Origin of the sequence: Desulfosporosinus cupriresistens (genome assembly GCF_001707885.1) — a bacterium.
Lineage (GTDB): Bacteria > Bacillota > Desulfitobacteriia > Desulfitobacteriales > Desulfitobacteriaceae > Desulfosporosinus.
This window is the reverse complement of sequence record NZ_MASS01000039.1, coordinates 19400-40458: the sequence shown is the minus strand read 5'-3', so window position 1 is coordinate 40458 and position 21059 is coordinate 19400. Positions and strand designations below refer to the sequence as shown.

The window sequence follows — 21059 nt, the reverse complement described above, 5'->3', positions numbered from 1 at the left end:
AAAACTTCGCTTTAGCATCGTGCATCCAGGCGCTTGTGGACCAAACTAGTTGTTCAAAGTTTGGTAACCACTCGCTATGAAGGATTCGCTAACGCTAAAGCGAAGTCTCTGACTGGGAATTCTAGAACTAAGAGAACCTATTTAGCTTGAAATATTAGGCACAGTTTAAACATAAAACTCTTTGTTGCAACATAAGTTGTGGCAAGGGGGTAAGGATGTGTTTGATCTAACCACGGGTATAAGTTATGCTTTTTTTATCTTCTGTTTGATACTAGGCTGGGGTGCCGCTGGAGCCCTTGATTTTGATGGGATCTTGAACCGATCAACGTCTCGTGGAGGACGCCTTTTAATCCGTGTCGGTGTGGCTCTTGTTTTAGCGGAGGGATTTCGACTTTTTCTAAGCTTCGTATTAGGTCCAGTGCTGGATATGTTTGTAAATCAAAGTATTAATGGTTTTAAGGCCTTTTAATATAATTGTCGGAAAGATATCGTTATTTTGATGCGGTGATGATAGGGTACCTACAACCTCTGGAATCTTCTATAAGGTTCCAGAGGTTTCTATGTTTGTTCTCAACTATTTTTGGTTGATAATACAAATAAGAGTGCTACAATGAATAAGACAACAATTAAAGGAGTTACTATGAAACGAACGTGGCATTTTTGGGTTGCCTTATGGGTGGGAAAGCTCATCACGGTGGCTCTGCGAGTTACTGGGAAAAAGGGGACAACCTTACCTGGAAAAATTGCGCATTGGCTTGATCCAGAGATCATGAGACATTTGAGTGTAGCGTATACGGAAGGAATTATAATGGTCACTGGGACCAATGGTAAAACGACGACTGCGAACCTATTGGCAAGTATTTTACGTGGGTCTGGAAAAGCTTTTGCGTTTAATCAAGCTGGGGCGAATCTTGTGACGGGTATTACGGGTGCTTTGATCCAGAATACTCGCTGGAGTGGGTCATCTCGAGCGAGTTTAGCCTTACTGGAAGTGGATGAAGCTACTGTGCCTAAACTTTGTGAACAGGTTTCTCCCAGTTTAGCGATAATCACCAACTTCTTTCGTGATCAACTGGATCGCTACGGTGAGTTAGATACAACTGTCCGTTTGGTTAGAGAGTCTCTGCCTAAAGAAACCGTTCTTGTGCTTAATGCAGATGATCCTTTAGTTGCCCAGTTTGGATTGAACCATGCTGAAGTTGTTTATTATGGGGTGGAACGCACCCCGGATAGTGTGAGCGAGAGCCAGGAAACTCGGGAAGCGAGATTTTGTCCGTTATGCGGTACTGAACTCGATTATACGCTTTTTCACTACGGACAATTGGGAATTTATAATTGTTTGGGTTGTGGATTTCATCGCCCTGAGCCTAAAATACTGGCCCAAAACGTCCGTCCTCTGGAAGGCTTACTGCTGTTTCAAGTTAAGGTAACTCCATTTGCTATAGCTCTCCAAGGGTACTATAATTTGTATAATGCTTTAGCAGCACTTACTGCGGCTCGCCAACTCGGATTAAGCGACAGTTTGATTGGAGAGGGGTTACGGGGGTTTATTCCTCAAGCTGGACGGATGGAACGTTTTCATTTGCAGGAAGGGGAGATCACCTTAACCCTCGTAAAAAATCCCACTGGGTTTGATCAAGTCATTCAGACTATGCTTGGTCTTGATAAACCCCTTCGAATTTTAATTGGGATCAATGACTTAGCCGCTGATGGCCGGGACATTTCCTGGCTGTGGGATGTCAATTTTGAACGACTAGGATTGCATGAGGCTCGTATACACCAAGTGATCTGTACAGGGCTTCGTGCTGAAGACATGGCCTTAAGGCTCAAATATGCTGGAGTTTCCGAAGGGAAGCTTGTACTTGAACATGATTTGACTGGAGCCCTTGATCTTTTGCAAACGAATTGGGCGGTGGAAGAGGCCATCTTTATCTTGCCCACCTATACCTTACTTTTCCCGCTTCGTGAGATTCTGGAAGATCGCCAAAAGAATGCGGGATTGACTCATCTAAAGACCAAGGATCTTGAAGAGGGGGCAAGTTAAGTGAATCTAAATATTTGTCACCTTTATCCAGATCTGCTCGACCTTTACGGAGACCGGGGTAACATTTTAGCATTGGCTGCTCGCTGTCGCTGGCGGGGGATTGAGCCTGTAATTCAAAAAGCCTCTTTAGGTGAAGACTTGGACTTTACGGGGATAGATATTCTATTTCTTGGTGGGGGTTCTGACCGTGAACAAGGTCTGCTGGTGCAGGATCTAATGCGACGGGAAAAGGAACTTCGAAGTGCTATAGAGAACGGACTTGTGGTTCTTTCCATTTGTGGTGGCTATCAGATGTTAGGGAAATTTTATCAGATGGCTGGTGGGGAAAAGATTCAAGGGTTAGGCATTTTAGATGTCTGGACCATCGCCGGAGCGAAGCGTTTAATTGGTAATGTTGTTGTAGAACTTGATGAACGAGTGCTTAAGGTTAACTCGAAATTTAGGACGTTGGTTGGGTTTGAGAATCACTCAGGTAAAACATATTTGGGCGAAGAGGTTATGCCTTTGGGTAAAGTCTTAGCTGGGAATGGAAATAATGGCGATGATAGTGTAGAAGGGGTACGCTACCGTAATGTCTTCGGAACGTATTTGCATGGTCCGCTTCTTCCAAAGAACCCACACTTTGCCGATTTATTGTTGGAACTGGCGATTCAAAGACGTGGACCTGGCACTCGTTTAGTGGAACTTGACGACCGTTTGGAAGAGTTGGCGCATGAGGCCATAGTAAAAAGGTTATTGAAGCAAGCATAATTTCAATTTGGCAGTTGGTTTAGTGAAAAAAACAGTATATCATGAGTGATATACTGTTATACTATCAATAGTGAACGATGCTTTCATTTAAATCTGCATTGAAAATAACCCTCTGCCATTATTTACATGTTGAAAAAGACCCGTTTTTAGTGAGTTTAAGCTTATTTATCCTTCCAGTTCGTTGACACTTTTTTGCATTACTGTCTATAATAGAGTATAGCTTTGGCTAAATGACTTGGGGGTGCTAATGTGGCAGAAAGTAAGCGAATTATGATCAGTTTGCCGGAGAGTTTGCTCGCGGAGGTGGATGGGATCGTCACCGTGGAGAAACGCAATCGCAGCGAATTTATTCGAGAAGCATTAAACAGCATCCTTCACGAACGCCGGAAAAAAGGAATCCACGAGCAGATGCGTAAAGGATACTTAGAAATGGCGCAACTGAATTTGTCTATAGCCAGGGAGTTGTTCTCAACGGAACAAGAAGTATTAGAGTATTATGAAGAAACGATGGTGGAGTGTCGGAGATGATGATAAAACGCGGGGAAATTTATTACGCAGAGCTTAACCCCGTTGTCGGATCAGAACAGGGAGGAACTCGTCCGGTTCTTGTGATTCAAAACGACATAGGGAATCAATTTAGCCCAACGACAATTATTGCCGCGATCACTTCACAAATTGCGAAAGCAAAATTACCTACTCACGTCGAAGTGAGAGCTAAACGAAGTGGCTTAGAACGGGATTCTGTCATTCTGACGGAGCAGATTCGGACGATAGATAAAAGCCGCCTTAAGGAAAAAGTAGCGGTTTTGGATGAAGAAGTGATGCTTAGGGTAGACCAAGCCATTGAAATAAGTTTAGGGCTTGCGGATATTTAATATAAAGCTTCAAGGGAGAGGGAGACAGCGTGGCGGAGACAAATACCGACGCTGTTTTTGTTTTTTCTACATAGGAGAGGAGAGCTAAAGGGATGTTAAGAAAACCAGTGATAGGAGTCACAGCGGCCCATTGCTCAGAGGAATTAAAAACATTTCCAAGGCATTATTATGTGGAAAGCATTAGACATGCGGGTGGAATCCCGGTTATTCTTCCGCCTGTTTGCGTAGAGGCAGAAGGCAATGACGTTTTAAGTCTTCTTGATGGTTTGCTTTTAACAGGTGGAGGCGATATTTCTCCCATATATCTAAGAGAAGACCCACTCCGAGGAATTGGTGCATGTTTTCCAGAACGGGACTGGAGCGAAATTTTGCTCACCCAGCTGTGCCTGCAACGAAATCTTCCGATGCTGGGGATTTGTCGAGGCATTCAGGTCTTGGCGGTCGCGGCTGGGGGAAGAATCTATCAAGACATTCCTAGTCAATTTCCTAGGGCGCTGGAACATCGTCAAACTGCCCCACGCCAAAATGTATGGCACGATGTGGATATTGTAAAGGAATCTCTGCTTTATCACCTTGTTGCAGCAACAAAAATAGGAGTTAATAGTCTCCATCATCAAGCGGTATCGGAAATTCCACAAGGATTTATCCAAAATGCTAGTGCATCAGACGGCATTATTGAGGGGATTGAAATGCTGGGCGCTAAGTTTTGCTTAGGGGTTCAGTGGCACCCAGAGAGCATGGAAGCGCAAGCGCATTGCCAGGCTATATTTAATGGATTTGTTGAAGCGTGTATAGAAGAAATTTAGGGAAGGCTAATTATAGTTCATTACATTAGAGAGAACTCTTGATAGGGTTCTCTCTAATGTAATGAGCATGAGTTTCAGAAACATGGTAAGGGGGGACGACAATGACAGAACCTGACCTCAATCAACCGATGCTTTCTGTGCAAAATCTTTCTAAGAAATTTGGAAAGCACATGGCCGTGGACCAATTGAACTTTATGCTTCGTAGTGGGGAAGTTGTGGGTCTTCTAGGCCCTAACGGGGCAGGAAAAAGCACATTGATTAAATGTATTGTTGGTTTATTGCGACCATCTGGTGGTGAGATACGCATCAATGGACATATCCGTGGCTCCCGATCGGCTAGGAAAACGAGTGCCTACGTTCCGGAAATTCCTCAGCTTTATGGTATGCTTTCAGTATGGCAACATCTTCAATTTATCGCCAGCGCATACGAGGTCGAGCAATGGGAGGAAAATGCCGAATCGTTATTAAAGATGTTTGAAATCTGGGACAAGAAAGACGAATTCGTAAAAACGCTTTCCAAAGGAATGCGTCAGAAGCTTTCACTTTGCTGTGGAGTGGTTTCCAATGCGCAGATGCTCTTTCTGGATGAACCTATGGTAGGATTGGATCCGAAGGCAATCAAATATTTAAAGGATCTGATTCATCAGTTGAAAGACGAAGGGAAAACGTTATTCATTAGCACGCATTTGCTCGATCCAATTGAGACCGTATGTAACAGGGTAATTGTGCTCAAGAAAGGGAGAATTATTGCCGAAGGTAGTCTGGAAGACTTGAGACACCAGTTGGGGGAAGAGCGCGCTTCCCTTGAGGAAGTTTTCCTTGGGGTGACAGCCGATGTCTGATTACTTGCTGATGCTAAGGTTTGATATCCGGAAGCTTTTAAATTATATCGTAGAAATTCGACGTACACCCAAAAAATTAATTAGCTATTTTTTGTTTGGGGCTTGGATCATCCTCGTTATGATTCCTCAACGAATAAACAGAAAAAACAACCACATCGAGATCAACGATACGGTTGTCCAAGTTGTATTGGGTATTTTTGCTCTCTTGTTAGGGGCCCTTGTCTTCTTCACCCTTTATTCGGCACTTAAAAAGCTATCCTATACGTTTGGTATGGGAGATGTGAATTTGCTTTTTCCATCTCCGCTAGAACCTCAACGCATTTTGTTCTGGAGTATGTTAAAAAAGATTCCCATTTCGTTAGCGCGGTCTGTGCTACCGGTGCTATTTCTTACCCCAACACTTTTGAATTTGGGGCTTCAGACTCAAGGTGTCTTTTTTGTCTATGTATCCTTTGTCTCCTTAGCGTTACTGTTACCTCCGCTGGCATTTTTAGTCTTTTTGCTTTCTGTACGGTACAAAAAGGGTAGTTGGACTGTTAGCGTTTTAACCTGCTCTCTGGTATGGCTGATTGGTAGTTGGTTTTGGCAGGTTAGAGGAGATTTTAGCATTCTAAATTTAATGACGGGATACCGGGGCGCAGGGGTGTGGCAATTTCCAGTTGTGGGCTGGGTACTTCGGGTTGCTTATGCTGCTTTTTATGGGGCCAGTCTGGACACCTATATAGCTCTCTTGGGGATCGTCTTATCTTTGGGAATTGTGAATTTTACAGTGTTTGGATTAGCTAAAGACTATTATGAAGATGTCCTTGATCATGCAGCCAAAATTGAGGAAGCCCGTAGCCTTAAAAGGAGCGGTCGACGTCCACAATTTTCCGATGCCTTTGCCAAGCTTCGTAGGGAAAGGCAGGTCGTGGTTCAGGGTACGTATGCCGAAAGCAAGTCCTTTCTATTTAAACAAATCGTCAATTATCGTTCTACAGGGTTTAATGAGTATTTCGGTTATTTGACTCCGCTGGTGTTAGTGGCTGGTGTAGCCATTGGTTATATGGTTAGCCAGAGGGGTAACGATCCCACAGGGTGGCTTTTTACCTTTAATGGAGTTATCGCGTACTTCCTACTCCTTACCAGCACGACCAGCCCTGTTAGCTCAGAATTAGCGCTACCGTATATATACGTCCTCCCCGGAACATTTTACAGAAAGATATTAGCGCTTAATTTCTTGCCACTGGTACGTTTTGCAATCAATGTCTTGTTGCTTAACCTTAGCTACACCTTAATGGCTATGGGCGACGAAAAGGTATGGATGACAGCCATTGCACTTTCCCTGATTGTGATTTCTGTATATTTTGAACTGGGGAACTCTGTGATCTTAGGTACTGTTCTTCTCCCTTCATCATTGGATCGCAAGATATTCTATCCCTTACTGATTTTCGTACAAGTCGTAGTTATTGTAATTCCCGCAGGCCTTGTCGGAGGGGGCCTCTACTGGATATTGCGGAGTGAAGTTGCCTTGGAGTTGGGAATCATTTTGGCAAACGTTGGGGTCGGCTTACTACTCTTAAGATTCTCGGACAAATTGTTTGGTTATATCGAAATGAAGGAGTTTAGTGATTCATAGAAGTTGCGACGAGCAGTTGAAAAGCAGTCTCGTCTTTAATTTAAAAACGAAAACACCTGCCGTCCATAGCAGGTGTTTTCTCCATTTTTGGTGTCGCGCCAGTCGGCGCGCTCTCAATGTCAGCTCATTTGTAGTTTAGAACATGGGCGAGTTTTTGTCAACCTAGGTATGTATGGATGTTAAGTTGAAGCGACCTTAAGAGAAGGCTGTCAAAAACATGCGTACATACATAAGGAAAGGTGACTATTTTTCATGTATACAGTATTATAAGCAAACTAATGAAGGAATCTTTATATATAAGCACGAATTAAGTTAAAATAAATGATTAATTTTAGATTAATTAAAATGGTAAAAGAGTAAAAAAAAGGAAGGAGAACCCGCTTGATTCAATTAGAAGGGTTAAATAAACATTTTGGTCACTTGCATGTCCTCAAAGAGATTAATCTGACGGTAAAGTCGGGGGAAAAATTGGTCGTCATTGGCCCTAGTGGATCAGGCAAGAGTACATTGATTCGGTGCATGAACCTTCTGGAAAAGCCTAGCTCAGGTAAAGTAACGGTTGATGGAGTGGAGATTACGGCCCATAAGGCAATGGTGGCTAAAGTTCGTCAGTCGGTTGCTATGGTTTTCCAACAATTTAACCTCTATCCACACAAAACGGTACTAGAGAATTTAACCCTTGCGCCAATGTTGATTAAAGGTGTTCCTAAGGAGGAAGCAACAGAGGCTGGAATGGTTTATCTTGATCGGGTAGGATTAAAAGCCAAAGCCAACGTGTATCCATCGCAACTTTCCGGTGGGCAACAACAACGTGTAGCCATTGCTCGGGCCTTGGCCATGCGGCCTAAAATTATGCTCTTTGATGAACCGACATCGGCTTTAGATCCAGAAATGATCCAGGAAGTCCTTGATGTAATGGTTGATCTGGCCCATGAAGGAATTACAATGGTTGTTGTCACTCATGAAATGGGTTTTGCCAAAACAGTTGCGGATCGCGTCATCTTCATGGATGATGGACAGATTGTGGAAGAAAATACCCCAGAACGCTTTTTTGCCAACCCCACCCATGAGCGTACCAAGTCTTTTTTAAGTAGAATTTTGCGCTAAACTTATACTCAGACGTCCTCATAGACGGGACCTATTTAGAGGTTCTAGAGAAAGTGCAGTTTGGCTGCAACTAGATTAGAGGGGGATTCAAGAATGAAGAAAGCTGGAATAATTTTAACAAGTTTGTTATTAATGTTGGGTTTGGTAACAGGATGTGGGGCGACTGCCTCTACGACTCCAAGCAGTGACAGTGCTGTAGCTGCTGATGTCAAGGCCATCCAAGACCGAGGTGTACTTAAAGTTGGGGTTAAAGTTGATGTTCCAAAGTTCGGATATAAAGACCCTAAGACGGGACAGGTCGATGGATTTGAAATTGATTTAGCTAACGCCATAGCCAAGAAAATTTTAGGAACAGAGAAGATCGAGACCACGGCTGTTACAGCAAAAACACGTGGACCTGTTCTAGATAGCGGGGACGTTGATATGGATATATCGACATTTACCATTACAGAAGAGCGTAAGAAAAGTTATAACTTCTCTGATGCGTATTTTACCGATGGAGTAAGATTGTTGGTTAAAAAGAATTCAGGTATTAGCAGTTTAAAAGATTTGGACGGGAAAAAGATTGGTGTAGCACAAAGCGCCACCAGTAAGAAAGCCGTGCAAGCTGAAGCAGATAAGGTGGGAGCCAAAGTCACTTTCTTGGAATTTGGAACTTATCCTGAAATTAAAACAGCACTGGATTCTGGCCGGGTGGATTGTTTCTCCGTAGATGGCTCTATTCTCTTTGGATATTTGGATGATTCAACGACTATATTGCCGGAAAGTTTTAGTCCTCAAGAATATGGAGTTGCCTCTAAAAAGGGAAATGATGGAATAGCTAAAGTGGTCAATGAAACAATATCTGACTTAAAGAAATCCGGAGAACTCGATAAAATGATCCAAAAATGGGGTCTTAAATAGTGGTCTCACCTTTTGCATGGTTTAAATGGGTAGCACTTTTTAGTGACTGGTCGGTATTTGCTGAAGGGTTTAAAAACACAATCCTTTCAGCACTCCTGGCCCTGGCTTTGGCTCTTATACTTGGGGTTGTCTTTGGGGTTCTAGGAACCTCTCAGTGGACATTAGCTAAGGTAATCAATCGAATATATGTTGAATTTATTCAAAACACACCTCTTGTAATTCAGGTGTTCTTCCTTTATCATGGGTTGCCTCACTTGGGCATAATGCTGCCTGTTTTCGCGGTAGGTGTTTTAGGTGTTGGTGTATATCACGGTGCATATATTGCTGAAGTGGTTAGGGCAGGAATTAACTCGATTCACAGAGGACAAATGGAAGCCGCCTTATCGCAAGGGTTTAGTTTCTGGGGGGCTATGCGTTATGTTATCTTGCCGCAAGCAGCGCGACTGGTTTTACCGCCCCTTACCAATCAAGCGGTTAACTTGATTAAAAACACGTCAGTGCTTGCCATGATTGCTGGCGGTGATCTGATGTATCATGCGGACTCTTGGTCCAGCGACACCCTATACTATGGACCTGCTTATGTTATCATTGGATTACTGTATCTTATTTTGTGCCTGCCTTTAGCCACCTTAACACGTCGTTTAGAAGGTAAAACGGGGGTGTCGGCATGATTCAAGACGTCCTTAAGCCTGAAATATTTCGTTTTCTGGGGCAGGGGCTCCTGACGACACTTTACATTGCCATCATGGCTATTCTACTTAGTTTTTTCTTTGGAACTCTTCTGGGTATTGCGCGGTATTCCAAACAAGCAGTGCTGGGAAGAATCGCTGTAGTGTATATTGAAAGTGTCCGAAATATTCCTATGCTTCTGTTCATTTTGGTTTTTCGCTTTATGACTACATTGAAACCGGTTAATGCCGGGATCGTAGCAATCGCGGTTTTTACTTCGGCCATCATTGCTGAAATTGTTCGAGGAGGTTTAAACTCCATTGATAAAGGACAGTGGGAAGCCGCAAAGTCACAGGGATTTTCCTATCGCCAAACTTTGCTGCATATTATTTTGCCTCAAGCTATGCACAAGATGATTCCTCCTTTAGTATCCCAGTTTATAACGGTTATCAAGGATACATCGTTTGTCTGGGGTGTAGGCATAGAAGATCTTACGGGTAAAGGTATGATTATTTTAGGGCAATACGGTTCAACTGGCCAAGTGTTTACGGTTTTTGGGATGATTGCTTTAACCTATTTCGTACTGAACTATTCGCTTTCGATTTTGGCTCGTCGGCAACAGCTTAAGATGGTGCATCAAAGTTTTTAAAGATGTGCCAGTTATAGGGTAAGTTTATGATAATGCTCAGAAAGAAACAGGGGTTCCGATTAATTATCGGGGTCCTTGTTTCTTTTTTAATACTTATCAGTAACTTCGTTACATTCTTTCTGTAGCATAAGCGCAACTAAGGCGGCCGGCCTGCGCCAAGGCTAACAAGAATGCTAACACGTGCGAAGACAGTGTCTTCGTGGGTGACAGCCAAGTTTTATTTATTATCTGGTTCTCTTGTTCATGAGAAATTCATAACTTTTTCATGGGTTTAGCGTATTAGGGAGTTATACTAAGGACATAGAAGATTAGTAAATCGATAAGAGACAACCATCAAACGAGAATTACATGGGAGGAATATTAATTTAGAAAAAATCAGCAGAAAAAATATAAATTGGGCAAGATACAAAGGTAATGGAATTGCTGAGCCAAGGCTCTAGCGGGTGTTGAATCATAAATAATGGGAAGATTGTGATCGGGTAAATCATCGTTTTTCAGAGAAATAACTAAAGGGGGAATCTTAGATGATGTTTGGTTTTATTCTATTGCTCATCGTTGCTTACTGCATGTTTAATTCGTCAGGTTTTGGACGGGCATGCTGCATGAACCATCACCCGCACGGAGATAGTTCACTAAATTTGTTAAATGAACGATATGCGCGCGGTGAGATTAATAGAGAGGAATATCTTGAGCGGCAACAAGAATTATCGGGCAAAAACAGCTAATAACCATTAAAAAAGATAGCTTTACTTAGGTATTTGGAGGTCAAAATTCTGGATTTTTAAAGTTATTAGAAGGGAGTAATTCAGATGTTAGGTGGTTGGGGTTATATGATGGGTGGATGGGGAAATGGCGGTTATGGATACAGTGGTTTTAGGTGGATGGGTATGGGAATGTTCATACCGTTTATCTTAGGAATTGGGATTATTATATTAGGTGTTTATGTATTTCGTCGCAACGCAGCGCAGCTTCATACAGGGGCACAGGCTAATCATAGTGGTTTAGATATCCTCAGAGAACGCTATGCGCGTGGCGAGATAGATTCAGCCGAATATCATAGCCGGAAACAGGATCTAGAGGGGAAATAGGTAGATTGATTACCACGAGATTGAAGTAACTTCAGTCTCTTTTCTTATGATTGATCTGCTGAACGTACTAGGGTTACATAATAGGATTTATTTTAGAAATAATATCAAAAAACCGATGTTTGGAGTGGTGATAAATGGATACGAGGCTAAGAGATCTTCTCGAACAAAAGAAAGCATCTATTTTGAAAAGGTGGTTTGAGGCGATAATCGAGACTTATCCTATTGATACCTCTGGTTTCTTGAAAAAGCAGAAGGATCAGTTTGCTAATCCAGTTGGATATACTGTTTCCCTGGGGATAGAGAGTATGCTGGAAGCCCTTATGGAAGGGAATGAGTTTAATGAGGAGTTACCATTTCTCGATGACATAATCAAGGTAAGGGCAGTTCAGGATTTTTCCCCTTCGAAGGCTATGTCCTTTGTTTTTCTTCTCAAAAAGGTGGTCCGGGAAGAATTAGAAAAGGAAATCAAACAAAGCCAGCTTTCTGATGACTTGCTGGAGTTTGAATCAAAAATAGATAATCTTGCGCTTCTCTCCTTTGATAAATACATTAAATGTCGGGAGCTGATTTACAAACTTAAGACAGATGAACTGCAAAGAATGACTTTCACGTTATTAAAGAAAGCAAATTTAATGTCCGAAATTCCTGTGCAGGAATTTGAACACAGAGACTAGAAATACGGTTAAAATTGTTTAACATAGGAACTCTCAATTTCATTCAAGTATGTGGGTGCAACTGAATAGAAATAATGCACTAAGAGACTGAGCTTCAGTCTCTTTTATGCATTATTAAATGTAATGAGGCTCGAAGATTATTAACAATGAACAATCATCGTTGAAATAATGGTTGTTGTCAGTCAGTATTGTAGGTAGAATAGTGGTTATAGCAATTAATACTAAAAGGAGCGAACAAAATGAAAATGAAAAGAAAAGTCAGAATCACTCTTAGCTTAGATTCTGAGGTTTTGAAGAGATTGGACAAACTTTGTGAAGATAAAAACTTAAGTCGCCCACAAGTAATCGAAATGATTTTTTCTACGGATGGTGTCACAGTTGATTATATGACAGATCAGATTAAGCGACTCGGTTTAGGAATCGGATTTTAAGGAGATTCGACGATAAATTTTGTCTCCCACTCTGCTTTCATTACGCCGATGGGTCTTAAGGAAGGAAACAGTTGCCGGTAATCATGATGGCTGCTGTTTCCTTCTGTTTTTCACCAACCTGTTCGTAAGAAAAGATATAAGCCCAGGATTATTAATAAGGCGCCACTTAGATAACTAATATAGTGGCCCCACTTCTGTAAACGAGGTAGACTCTTCAAAACAGCTGTAAAGGTACCCACAACAATCAATGGTAACCCGTGACCTAGACCATAAATAAAGAGCAATAAAGCACCATACCATAGTACGCCTTGACCAGCAACATAAGTCATCAAGACTGCCAACACTGGAGTAGCACAGGGCGAAGCAACTAGACCAAACAATAAACCAACTCCAAAAGATCCTAAAAATCTACCGTTTTGTTTTGGCATAGTTTTTAAACCTGGTAAATTGAAATTAATAATCCCTATTAGTTGCAATCCCATGAAGATAGCAAAGAAGCCCATAATATAAAGCCATACAGAACCGATTTGACCGAAAGCTTTACCTAACAGCGAGGCTATTACACCCAACATAGCAAATGTAACGGCTAAACCTAAGACAAAAGAGGTTGAAGCTCTAAAGCCTTTAAATTTGGAAGGCTTTTCCAAACCACCAATATATCCCAACATGACTGGTAACATTGATAACATACAGGGACTTAGGCTAGTTAGTAATCCCCCTAAGAAAATTAGAATTAAAATGGATAATCCGCCGGTAGTCAAAGCATTAGGAATCGTTTCGTAAAAGAAGGATTCTGACCAGTTATTGGTCGGATTTCCTGAAGTTATGGCATTCTCTAAAGTATTTTCACTTTGAGGACCAGTAGCACTGTAAGTTATATCCCCCTGTTGATCAATCACAAAATAGGCGGGGATATAATAGATGTTAAATTGCTTAGAGAGAACTTGTCCTTGAGGATCATCAATATCAACGATTATAAAATCAATATTATGATTATATTTTTTCTCTAGAGCCAGCACCACGGGCTCCATGCTCTTACAGGTGGGTCACCACTTGGCATAAAACTCCAGGAAGATTGGCGTGTCGGATTTCTGCACTGCTTGGAAAGCAACCAACGGTTGGTTGGTTACCTGAAATTCTGATTGACCAGTAAATCTAGGTATAACCAGAGCCATGATAGATAAAACGGCAACGGTTATTAAAATCAGCACTCTATTCTTCATCTTCATCTTGATGCGTCACCCCTCTCGTTACACTTTTAGCGACTATAAGGTATTCTCTCATTACTTTACCATGTATTTCTGATTTATATAAGCTTGGAAGCAGTCAGCGCTTTGAACAAACGTCGAGACGGAGAGGCCGCCGCATTTATGCGTGAATCGTTCAGCCTTGGGAGACCTCATTCATGAGAAATTCACAACTCATTCACAGCATACTCGAATTGATTCGATATACTAGGGAACATAAAGACAGAGTGGCGGTTAAATCTCTTCGAGTGAAATTAAAGGAGGAATTATGGTGAAAAAGAAAAAATGGATTGTTGGACTCTCAATTGCAAGTATGATGGCCCTTTTAGGTGGAGCATTTGTCCTAAACCCTGGGTCGGTAGTTGCTCAATCAGTTGGAAAACCACTTGGTCTAGCTCTCAGAGTTGCTACAACTCCAAATCAAGGAACCGTTACCGACGGAAGCAGCACACCTAATGTTCGTTATGCTGTAACAAGGCAACCTGTAAACACAACATCGTCTTCCACGAACAATAATTCTAATGGCGTAACTACTCCAGAGTACAATGGTTATAATGGAGGTTACGGTATGATGGGTGGTGGCCTAGGTGAAGATGGTTATAGTGGGGGCTATGGTATGATGGGTGGCCTAGGTGAAAATGGTTATAGTGGGGGTTACGGCATGATGGGCGGCCTAGGTGGAAATAGTTATAATGGGGGCTATGGTATGATGGGTGGCTCAGGTACAAATGGATACGGTGGAGGTTATAACGGTATGATGGGGGGAGGTTATAACGCCCAAAGTTTAGGTGTTAGCCTCACTAATGGTCAAGTCGCTACATCGGATCAAGCTATAGCTATTACCAAAGCTTATACTCAAAAACTTAACCCAGATGTGGTTGTAGCAGAACTTCATGAATTTTCCAATGGTTATGAAGTAGAGCTCAAAGAGGCGAAGACGGGAGCTGAAGCCTATGAAGTTATAGTTTATAAGAATGGTGGACAGGTCATTCCTGAGATGGGCCCGAATATCATGTGGAACACCAAATACGGAGCTATGAATTGGAGTAACACTGGGGATGTTACGGTAACTGAAGAGCAGGCCACGAAGAATGCGCAAGAGGCTGTAACTAAAATGGGCCAAGGATATTCAATTGGAAAAGCGGAACTAGCTCCAGGCTATTATGAATTTATGATTCAAAAAGATGGCAAGGATTACTCAGAGCTTGACGTTAACGGATACACGGGTCAAGTTTGGTTTGAAAACTGGCAAGGACCGATTCTAAATACTATTGATGTTAAATGAAATTAAAGGTGGCTGTGGGTGTTTAACCCTCAGCCACCTTTAGGCCTTTCGGAAGCTTGACGGTGAATTCTGTCTCTTTGCCGACATCACTCTGCACAGAGATTGTTCCATGATGGAGGTCCGTGATTTGTTGAACCAGCGCTAGACCAATTCCGGTTCCCCCAGTTTCACGGGTCCGGGATTTATCAGCACGATAAAAACGCTCGAAGATAAATGGAAGATCGTCTTCTGAGATGCCTAGACCTGTGTTTTTGATTTTGATTTCAGCGAAATCGGATGTTTGTGTAAGAGCAACGGTGAGTTGACCGCCAATATCTGAGTACCGATAGGCGTTGTGAACGAGATTGTAGAAGAGCCTTGTTAGGAGGCGCGCATCCCCCGACGTGGTCACGAGCTCTGCTGGGGCATTCCATATCAGGGCTAATTGCTTTTCCTGGATAAGAGGATGAAGACTATGAATCACTTTCTCCAGAAGATGGCCCAGATTCACAGGTTCGAGGATTAGAGTTAAAGCACCCATTTCCGCTACATTTAAATCCTTGAGGTCGCTGGACAGGTCAACTAAGCGGTCAATCTCCTCATGAATGGAGGAGAGGTTTTCTTGATCAGCAGGAAGGACATCGTCTTGAAAGGCTTCAATATAGCTTTTAATGGAGGTTAAGGGTGTACGTAGTTCGTGAGCTATAGCTGCAGCAAACTGTTTGCGCAGAGTTTCTTGGCGATTTAGATTGTCCACCATTGCGTTAAAAGCGGTGGCTAATTGTCCCACCTCGTCTTTGGCTTGAATAGTCACGCGCCCATCCAGGTGCCCTTGACCGATGCGATCGGCGGCTTGAGTTAAACGTTTCAGCGGCGCGACGAGACGACGGCTTGTGAAGTAACTGAGGATTATCCCGAACAGAAGTGCTAACCCTCCAGCAAGGAGGAGAGAACGAAAGACTGAGGACTGGAAGAGGACATCTTGGGGATTCAGAATTTGGGCGGTAGCCGGATAACGGATGAGGGCGGTAGCTATTGTCCCGAGAGGTCCGGACACCGTTAAGGTCATCGTTTTCCAACTTGTGATAGAAGAAGAGGACATCATACTCATCCCCATACTGCCTTGAGTGTGCATCATGCCTTCCATCGGGTTGTTCAACGTAGCTATGAGTTTGCCGCTAGGATCGGTTAAGGTGACACTCGTGCCAACAGGCAGGGAATTGCTGATTTCACTCAGAGACGCAAGATCCCAAGCTCCTTTGCTCTGATAAAGAACACTGAGACGAGTAGGTAATTGTTCTAAAGTGGTTTCGTTCGTCTTAGTTAGATAATTGCTGAACTGTTGATGAAAGACCAGATTTACAGAAAGCATGCTGAGAATCAAGGTAAAAAGTACAATGATTAGCGTGGAGAGGAAAAGTTTTTTAAGCATTTTATGCCCCTTTGCTGGGATTAAACTTGTACCCGACGCCGTAGACCGTCAGAATAAGTTGAGGATCACTTGGGGTAGTTTCTATCTTTTGACGGATCTTTTTAATATGAGCGTCAATCACGCGGTCATCGCCCTCAAAGTTGTGCCCCTGAACTATTTCTACCAATTGTCCGCGTGAATATACTCGACCGGGGTGTTTCGCTAAGGCCCCTAGGATTTTGAACTCAGTTGGAGTAAGAAAGACCTCTTGCTCATGAAGCCGAATTTCATGTTGAATATTATCAATGGTAAGACCGTTATCATAGGAGATTACATCAGCCAGAGGTGCAGTTTCATTATTGGTTCGACGTAAAACAGCTCGAACACGGGCAACCACTTCGCGGGGGCTAAATGGTTTGGTGATGTAATCGTCAGCGCCAATGCTCAATCCATTAAGGCGGTCCTCTTCTTCAACTTTTGCCGTGAGCATGATGATGGGGACAGAGGATATTTTGCGAATTTCACTGCAAATTTCTGTTCCAGACATGCCGGGGAGCATTAGATCAAGGATGAGGAGGTCGAACTTATTTTCTTTAAACATGGTCAGGGCAACAAGCCCGTTAATAGCCGTGCTGACCTGAAAGCCCTCTTGTTGAAGGTAAGCCTTGAGCACGGTCGTAATTTTTTTTTCGTCATCAACGAGTAAAATTCTCATTATGCAACTCCTTTCAAAGACCCATTATATAAGGGAAAGGCAGGTTTCGGCAATAATCTACAATTGGGAGTACACTGCTAACAGAACTAGTCCCCTTAGGCTTATAAAAGCCTTACGGAGACTAGTTCTGTTAGATATAGGAGAGTGCTGCTAAAGGATCTAACAGAATCGCTCGTCTAGCTGGAAGGACAATGGAGACTATACCGATTAAGACCGAAGCGCCTATAGAGAGCAAAGCCATTAAGGGGTGTAATTGAAAAGTAACAGCTTTTTGAAAAGCTATAGGGCCGAGTAAAGTGGGGGTAAGCAAGCCCAAGAAAAATCCCAGGACACCCCCAGAGAGACTAACCAAGGAAATTTCTTGGATCAGGATGGAAAGAATATGGCGACGGCGAAAACCGATGGCTCGAAGGATCCCAAGTTCGGCAATTCGGTCATTGATGTTTCCTGTCGTCGTAACGAATACAATCAAAACCCCGATAATCCCTAATAAAGAAGAAACTATTAAGGAAAAATTTGAAAAGCGGTCAACACTTTCTTTGGTACCCTGAACTAATTGAGATACTTCGGCGACGTTGGCTTCTGGTAAGAGTTTAGCTAAGCTGACCGTCGTTTTATCTGGGTCAGAGGTGTTGAGCTCAATCATGGACCAAGAATCAATTCCGGTAATGGCTCGAGATGTATCGAAATTTGTAAAAACACCATTGTCCTCTGAGCCGCCAGTTTCCTGCATTACTCCGACGACTGGATATGTTTGGTGGTTGAGCTCTAGAGTGCTCCCAACAACTAGATTTTCTTGACGAGCAAGGTTCGAACCGATAATGACTTCTCCGTCAGCGGGTTGTCGTCCTTGAATATGCCACCACGGCTTCATCTTTAATTCACTGGGAAAGTCCACTCCTATGACCAGAAAATGATTACTGACGCTCACTGCCGAGCCAATAATTTTGGGGGCGATTCCATTGATCATGAGATCTGTGCTCGTTTTGATTTTAGCCAAAATGTTATTATTCAAGCTTTTAATCTCGTAATTAACTCCCGGAATGGAGAGACCGCCGTAGCTGAGTGTAAAATGTTCAGACTTGGGAGTAATTTCGACGTTGGCACCATATTGGGTTAAACTTTTTTGTAAATTATCTTGCATGCCTTTTGCCAGCGTATTCAGAGTAACCGTGATGCCAATCACCAATATGAAGGTTAGAAGTAAAAAGGCAGTTTTCCCTTTACGCCGACGTAAGTTTTGGATTGCTATGTCAGTAAGTGTCATATAGTACCTCCAAAATCATATATAACGCAAAGATTCAGTAGGGTCAAGTCTTGCTGCTTTCCAAGCTGGATAAAGACTTGCTACTAGGCCAATTAGAAGAGATGCCCCTAAAGCATAGAGGAGCAAATTAGATTGCCATGGGATTGCTACTTGAGATTTGACCAAAACGGATCCAAAGTTCACTGCCGCACCCATCCCAAGAAGGTAACCTAAAAGCCCACCTAAAATACTTAAAAGACCTGCTTCAGTAAGAACAATTTGGATAATGTGGCGTTTGCGGAAACCGATCGACCGCAAAATTCCTATCTCTCGGGTCCGTTCCTCAACAGAGGACTTCATAGTCAAAGTAATAACTAGACTGCTAGCTAGGAAGAGAATAATGGATACGCTTCTGGCGAATAAGTTGAACTTATTGAGCGTATCATTACGAGATTCAAGGGTTGATCTTAAAGCAGTTACCTGGGTGCCAGGTAATATAGCGGTTAATTGTTTGGTTACCTCATCGATGGGACAAGAATAACAAAAAGCAGCGGCTTCTATAAGACTGATAGCATTTGGCCGGTTGGCCAGTTTTTGGAGTACAGCCAAGTCGATAAACACAGCTTGGTCATTATCTGCAGAACCTGTAGGTTGGATGACTCCTGCTACTCTAAAATCTTGTCCTTTGATCGTGATGGTTTGGTTGATGCTCAAACTCAACGAACGAGCCACGTCACTTCCTAATATAACTTCGTTGGCAGATGGAATTTGGTCTTTAGTGAGGCCGTTTACTGTCCACCATTTTTTAAGGTGTAATTCCTGTAGGAAATCTACGCCCAGTAATAGAACGGTTTGTCCTTTGATAGTCGTGTCGACTAAAAGCTTGGGGGCAATGGTAGCCAAGGTTTCCTTGTTTTTAATCGTTTTCATAAGTGGAATGAGGGACATGTCGAGTGCTTTGACTTGAGTCGGAGCCTCGACGGTTATACCGCCAAAAGTCAGGGCTTGTCCAGTATCAGGAAGAATAAGGATATTTGAACCGAATTGATCCAGTTTGTTAGCCACATCTTCTTTCATGGCTTGGGTTGTCGTGAAGAGGAAGATAATTGAAGCAACCCCAATAATTACACTGAGCACTAGTAAAGTGGAGCGCATTTTACGGCGGCGCAGGTTTTGAAACGCTATATCTGTTAAACGCATTGAGTTTCCCCCTTAGGTCTCTTGAGGCATTGAAGCTAAAACACCATCACGGATATAAACTGTGCGGGAGACCCATTCTAAGTTTTCTTTGTTATGAGTTACCATAATAATGGTTAGACCGTCGCGATTAAGGGTTTGGAATAATTCCAACAGATCCACTGCCGTTTTCGAGTCCAGACTTCCGGTAGGTTCATCGGCAAAAATAATTGCTGGTTGATTGACAATGGCTCGAGCAATAGCCACCCGATTTTGCTCACCGCCGGACAACTGACTGGGGAGACGCAGGGATTTTGAAGTTAAGCCGACTTTATTTAGAACTGCCTGAGCCATTTCCCTTTGTTCTTTTCCTGGTCTAGAGGAGATAGCCAGAGGGAGCATAACGTTTTCTAGAGCAGTGAGATAGGGAATCAACTGATATTGTTGAAAAACAAAACCGACGTATTCGTGCCGGAAATCGGCTAATCGTTCTGGTGCTAAAGCATAAACATCAATATCGTCGATGATGAGTTTACCAGAGGTGGGCGGATTTAATCCTCCAAGAATACTTAGTAAAGTGCTTTTCCCAGAACCTGACGGACCCATTAAAGCCAAAAATTCGCCTTCTGCAATCTCTAAATTAACATTTTTTAAGGCTTCGACAACACCGTCTCCACCTCGATAGGTCTTGGTGGCTTCACAGACCCTTATTAAAGACATTTGGTTATTTCCTCCCAAATCACAAGATATATTTAGGAACGTTACATTATTATAAGTAAGCAGTAGTGCTAAAGCAAATCTTTCATGATCCTACAATTATTAGAGTGAACGCACTCGTAAGAACGAGTGCGTTATAGCATAATCATTATATTTGCTATGAGGAGTGTTTTTAGATCATACTCTGGGTGACCAGGTATCTAGGACAGCTTGGGGAATCTCAAGGTTATCGCCGTTTAAAGAGTAGGTTAATGCTTGAGGCGGATAATCTTGGCAGCCGCCGCTTATTCCTTTAAATGTCTGGAGATCCCAAGTTGTTCCACAAGTGTTACAAATTATTTGATTTCCAGTAATATGAAAGGAATCTCCTTTACAAGGTTCACAATAGCTTACAGCCACCATTACTTTACCATCGGGTTGGATGAAGGCCGCCAACGGAACAGTCTTGCCGTTGGCAGTGTATTCTGTCCGTATGAACTTCTTTTCTTTTACCATACTTAGGGTAGTTACAATTTCTTTACTATTTTCTACCTTGCTGGCAATCACCGTTTGCTCTAGGTTATCGTTCGGGCTATAATCTATTTTTTGTCCGGTATCTGCAGCGGCCTTAGTAGAGGCGCTTGAATTATTGCTATTGCTAAATAAAAAATAGGAACCAATAACAATCATAACAGCTACAATGCCCACAATACTGAAAAAACCCGCTTTGCTTTTCTTTTGTTGAGTGAATTTCTGCTTTTTGTCTTCGCGATTATTTTTCAGGTTGATATCCTCCTTGCTAAAATATAGTTGCTAAATCAATCTTTTTAATTAGAAGTTGTTATTTT

Annotated in this window: 25 protein-coding genes; 17 read left to right on the top strand and 8 right to left on the bottom strand. The window is 42.5% G+C overall.

The annotated features are described in order from the left end of the window. Positions 1-217: 217 nt before the first annotated feature. The 16 genes from DSBG_RS14785 to DSBG_RS14710 all read left to right on the top strand — a co-directional run bounded on the left by DSBG_RS14785 (position 218) and on the right by DSBG_RS14710 (position 12456). Positions 218-469, top strand: a complete 252-nt coding sequence (locus DSBG_RS14785; RefSeq protein ID WP_068965066.1) for a hypothetical protein — start codon at positions 218-220, stop codon at positions 467-469. A 171-nt stretch (positions 470-640) separates the two neighbouring features. After that, positions 641-2044, top strand: coding sequence for a MurT ligase domain-containing protein (locus DSBG_RS14780; protein ID WP_068965069.1), 1404 nt, complete (start codon positions 641-643; stop codon positions 2042-2044). Further along, complete coding sequence (locus DSBG_RS14775) at positions 2045-2794, top strand: type 1 glutamine amidotransferase (RefSeq protein ID WP_068965065.1); 750 nt, start codon at positions 2045-2047, stop codon at positions 2792-2794. 249 nt (positions 2795-3043) lie between these two features. Continuing rightward, on the top strand, positions 3044-3322 hold the full coding sequence (locus tag DSBG_RS14770) for a CopG family ribbon-helix-helix protein (protein ID WP_009619218.1): 279 nt from the start codon (positions 3044-3046) through the stop codon (positions 3320-3322). Next, positions 3319-3669 (top strand): type II toxin-antitoxin system PemK/MazF family toxin, encoded by a 351-nt coding sequence (locus DSBG_RS14765; protein ID WP_007778968.1) that lies wholly within the window; start codon positions 3319-3321, stop codon positions 3667-3669. Before DSBG_RS14770 ends, DSBG_RS14765 begins: the two co-directional genes overlap by 4 nt. A 92-nt stretch (positions 3670-3761) precedes the next feature. Continuing rightward, a complete protein-coding gene (locus tag DSBG_RS14760; RefSeq protein WP_068965064.1) occupies positions 3762-4475 on the top strand; it encodes a gamma-glutamyl-gamma-aminobutyrate hydrolase family protein in 714 nt (237 codons plus the stop codon). A 101-nt stretch (positions 4476-4576) separates the two neighbouring features. Continuing rightward, on the top strand, positions 4577-5317 hold the full coding sequence (locus tag DSBG_RS14755; RefSeq protein WP_083236887.1) for an ABC transporter ATP-binding protein: 741 nt from the start codon (positions 4577-4579) through the stop codon (positions 5315-5317). Continuing rightward, a complete protein-coding gene (locus DSBG_RS14750) occupies positions 5310-6935 on the top strand; it encodes a putative ABC exporter domain-containing protein (RefSeq protein ID WP_068965063.1) in 1626 nt (541 codons plus the stop codon). The genes DSBG_RS14755 and DSBG_RS14750 overlap by 8 nt, the downstream gene beginning before the upstream one ends. Positions 6936-7316: 381 nt before the next feature. Beyond that, positions 7317-8042 (top strand): amino acid ABC transporter ATP-binding protein, encoded by a 726-nt coding sequence (locus tag DSBG_RS14745; RefSeq protein WP_068965062.1) that lies wholly within the window; start codon positions 7317-7319, stop codon positions 8040-8042. 93 nt (positions 8043-8135) lie between these two features. Beyond that, on the top strand, positions 8136-8945 hold the full coding sequence (locus DSBG_RS14740; protein ID WP_068965061.1) for a transporter substrate-binding domain-containing protein: 810 nt from the start codon (positions 8136-8138) through the stop codon (positions 8943-8945). Next, positions 8945-9616: an amino acid ABC transporter permease gene (locus DSBG_RS14735; RefSeq protein ID WP_068965060.1), complete on the top strand. Its 672-nt coding sequence runs from the start codon at positions 8945-8947 to the stop codon at positions 9614-9616. Before DSBG_RS14740 ends, DSBG_RS14735 begins: the two co-directional genes overlap by 1 nt. Next, on the top strand, positions 9613-10263 hold the full coding sequence (locus DSBG_RS14730) for an amino acid ABC transporter permease (RefSeq protein WP_068965059.1): 651 nt from the start codon (positions 9613-9615) through the stop codon (positions 10261-10263). Before DSBG_RS14735 ends, DSBG_RS14730 begins: the two co-directional genes overlap by 4 nt. Before the next feature lie 524 nt (positions 10264-10787). Continuing rightward, positions 10788-10988, top strand: a complete 201-nt coding sequence (locus DSBG_RS14725; protein WP_068965058.1) for an SHOCT domain-containing protein — start codon at positions 10788-10790, stop codon at positions 10986-10988. A gap of 84 nt (positions 10989-11072) precedes the next feature. Beyond that, entirely contained in the window at positions 11073-11351 is a 279-nt protein-coding gene (locus DSBG_RS14720) for an SHOCT domain-containing protein (RefSeq protein ID WP_068965057.1), read from the top strand. 134 nt (positions 11352-11485) lie between these two features. After that, a complete protein-coding gene (locus tag DSBG_RS14715) occupies positions 11486-12025 on the top strand; it encodes an RsbRD N-terminal domain-containing protein (protein ID WP_068965056.1) in 540 nt (179 codons plus the stop codon). A gap of 239 nt (positions 12026-12264) precedes the next feature. Further along, on the top strand, positions 12265-12456 hold the full coding sequence (locus tag DSBG_RS14710) for a ribbon-helix-helix protein, CopG family (protein WP_068965055.1): 192 nt from the start codon (positions 12265-12267) through the stop codon (positions 12454-12456). Positions 12457-12566: 110 nt separating this feature from the next. Here DSBG_RS14710 and DSBG_RS14705 read toward each other — a convergent pair whose 3' ends face one another. Together DSBG_RS14705 and DSBG_RS23180 are read right to left on the bottom strand one after the other, a co-directional pair. Next, positions 12567-13487: a cytochrome c biogenesis CcdA family protein gene (locus tag DSBG_RS14705; protein ID WP_068965054.1), complete on the bottom strand. Its 921-nt coding sequence runs from the start codon at positions 13485-13487 to the stop codon at positions 12567-12569. 15 nt (positions 13488-13502) lie between these two features. Beyond that, positions 13503-13679, bottom strand: coding sequence for a hypothetical protein (locus tag DSBG_RS23180; protein WP_176716286.1), 177 nt, complete (start codon positions 13677-13679; stop codon positions 13503-13505). 292 nt (positions 13680-13971) lie between these two features. On the opposite strand from DSBG_RS23180, the gene DSBG_RS14695 reads away from it, so the two are divergent. Continuing rightward, entirely contained in the window at positions 13972-14988 is a 1017-nt protein-coding gene (locus tag DSBG_RS14695; protein WP_068965052.1) for a PepSY domain-containing protein, read from the top strand. A gap of 22 nt (positions 14989-15010) precedes the next feature. Here the strand turns inward: DSBG_RS14695 and DSBG_RS14690 are convergent, their stop codons facing one another. The 6 genes from DSBG_RS14690 to DSBG_RS14665 all read right to left on the bottom strand — a co-directional run bounded on the left by DSBG_RS14690 (position 15011) and on the right by DSBG_RS14665 (position 20994). Next, the gene (locus tag DSBG_RS14690) at positions 15011-16399 is read right to left on the bottom strand and encodes a sensor histidine kinase (RefSeq protein ID WP_068965051.1); all 1389 of its coding nucleotides are present in this window, start codon (positions 16397-16399) and stop codon (positions 15011-15013) included. 1 nt (position 16400) lies between these two features. Beyond that, the gene (locus tag DSBG_RS14685; RefSeq protein WP_068965050.1) at positions 16401-17093 is read right to left on the bottom strand and encodes a response regulator transcription factor; all 693 of its coding nucleotides are present in this window, start codon (positions 17091-17093) and stop codon (positions 16401-16403) included. A 130-nt stretch (positions 17094-17223) separates the two neighbouring features. Next, positions 17224-18360, bottom strand: a complete 1137-nt coding sequence (locus tag DSBG_RS14680) for an ABC transporter permease (protein WP_068965049.1) — start codon at positions 18358-18360, stop codon at positions 17224-17226. Between the two features lie 15 nt (positions 18361-18375). Next, positions 18376-19539 carry an ABC transporter permease gene (locus DSBG_RS14675; protein ID WP_068965048.1) on the bottom strand — a complete coding sequence of 388 codons (1164 nt, stop codon included), beginning with the start codon at positions 19537-19539 and terminating at the stop codon, positions 18376-18378. 12 nt (positions 19540-19551) lie between these two features. Further along, entirely contained in the window at positions 19552-20235 is a 684-nt protein-coding gene (locus tag DSBG_RS14670; protein WP_068965047.1) for an ABC transporter ATP-binding protein, read from the bottom strand. Positions 20236-20409: 174 nt separating this feature from the next. Further along, positions 20410-20994: a DUF2318 domain-containing protein gene (locus DSBG_RS14665; protein WP_068965046.1), complete on the bottom strand. Its 585-nt coding sequence runs from the start codon at positions 20992-20994 to the stop codon at positions 20410-20412. Positions 20995-21059: the final 65 nt, after the last annotated feature.

What these genes read in the sequence shown, in the direction of transcription:
- DSBG_RS14780 (WP_068965069.1), top strand. Translation starts at nt 641, where the DNA reads ATGAAACGAACGTGGCATTTTTGGGTTGCCTTATGGGTGGGAAAGCTC.
- DSBG_RS14765 (WP_007778968.1), top strand. Translation starts at nt 3,319, where the DNA reads ATGATGATAAAACGCGGGGAAATTTATTACGCAGAGCTTAACCCCGTT.
- DSBG_RS14760 (WP_068965064.1), top strand. Translation starts at nt 3,762, where the DNA reads ATGTTAAGAAAACCAGTGATAGGAGTCACAGCGGCCCATTGCTCAGAG.
- DSBG_RS14755 (WP_083236887.1), top strand. Translation starts at nt 4,577, where the DNA reads ATGACAGAACCTGACCTCAATCAACCGATGCTTTCTGTGCAAAATCTT.
- DSBG_RS14750 (WP_068965063.1), top strand. Translation starts at nt 5,310, where the DNA reads ATGTCTGATTACTTGCTGATGCTAAGGTTTGATATCCGGAAGCTTTTA.
- DSBG_RS14740 (WP_068965061.1), top strand. Translation starts at nt 8,136, where the DNA reads ATGAAGAAAGCTGGAATAATTTTAACAAGTTTGTTATTAATGTTGGGT.
- DSBG_RS14730 (WP_068965059.1), top strand. Translation starts at nt 9,613, where the DNA reads ATGATTCAAGACGTCCTTAAGCCTGAAATATTTCGTTTTCTGGGGCAG.
- DSBG_RS14725 (WP_068965058.1), top strand. Translation starts at nt 10,788, where the DNA reads ATGATGTTTGGTTTTATTCTATTGCTCATCGTTGCTTACTGCATGTTT.
- DSBG_RS14720 (WP_068965057.1), top strand. Translation starts at nt 11,073, where the DNA reads ATGTTAGGTGGTTGGGGTTATATGATGGGTGGATGGGGAAATGGCGGT.
- DSBG_RS14715 (WP_068965056.1), top strand. Translation starts at nt 11,486, where the DNA reads ATGGATACGAGGCTAAGAGATCTTCTCGAACAAAAGAAAGCATCTATT.
- DSBG_RS14710 (WP_068965055.1), top strand. Translation starts at nt 12,265, where the DNA reads ATGAAAATGAAAAGAAAAGTCAGAATCACTCTTAGCTTAGATTCTGAG.
- DSBG_RS14705 (WP_068965054.1), bottom strand. Translation starts at nt 13,487, where the DNA reads ATGGAGCCCGTGGTGCTGGCTCTAGAGAAAAAATATAATCATAATATT.
- DSBG_RS23180 (WP_176716286.1), bottom strand. Translation starts at nt 13,679, where the DNA reads ATGAAGAATAGAGTGCTGATTTTAATAACCGTTGCCGTTTTATCTATC.
- DSBG_RS14695 (WP_068965052.1), top strand. Translation starts at nt 13,972, where the DNA reads ATGGTGAAAAAGAAAAAATGGATTGTTGGACTCTCAATTGCAAGTATG.
- DSBG_RS14690 (WP_068965051.1), bottom strand. Translation starts at nt 16,399, where the DNA reads ATGCTTAAAAAACTTTTCCTCTCCACGCTAATCATTGTACTTTTTACC.
- DSBG_RS14685 (WP_068965050.1), bottom strand. Translation starts at nt 17,093, where the DNA reads ATGAGAATTTTACTCGTTGATGACGAAAAAAAAATTACGACCGTGCTC.
- DSBG_RS14680 (WP_068965049.1), bottom strand. Translation starts at nt 18,360, where the DNA reads ATGACACTTACTGACATAGCAATCCAAAACTTACGTCGGCGTAAAGGG.
- DSBG_RS14675 (WP_068965048.1), bottom strand. Translation starts at nt 19,539, where the DNA reads ATGCGTTTAACAGATATAGCGTTTCAAAACCTGCGCCGCCGTAAAATG.
- DSBG_RS14670 (WP_068965047.1), bottom strand. Translation starts at nt 20,235, where the DNA reads ATGTCTTTAATAAGGGTCTGTGAAGCCACCAAGACCTATCGAGGTGGA.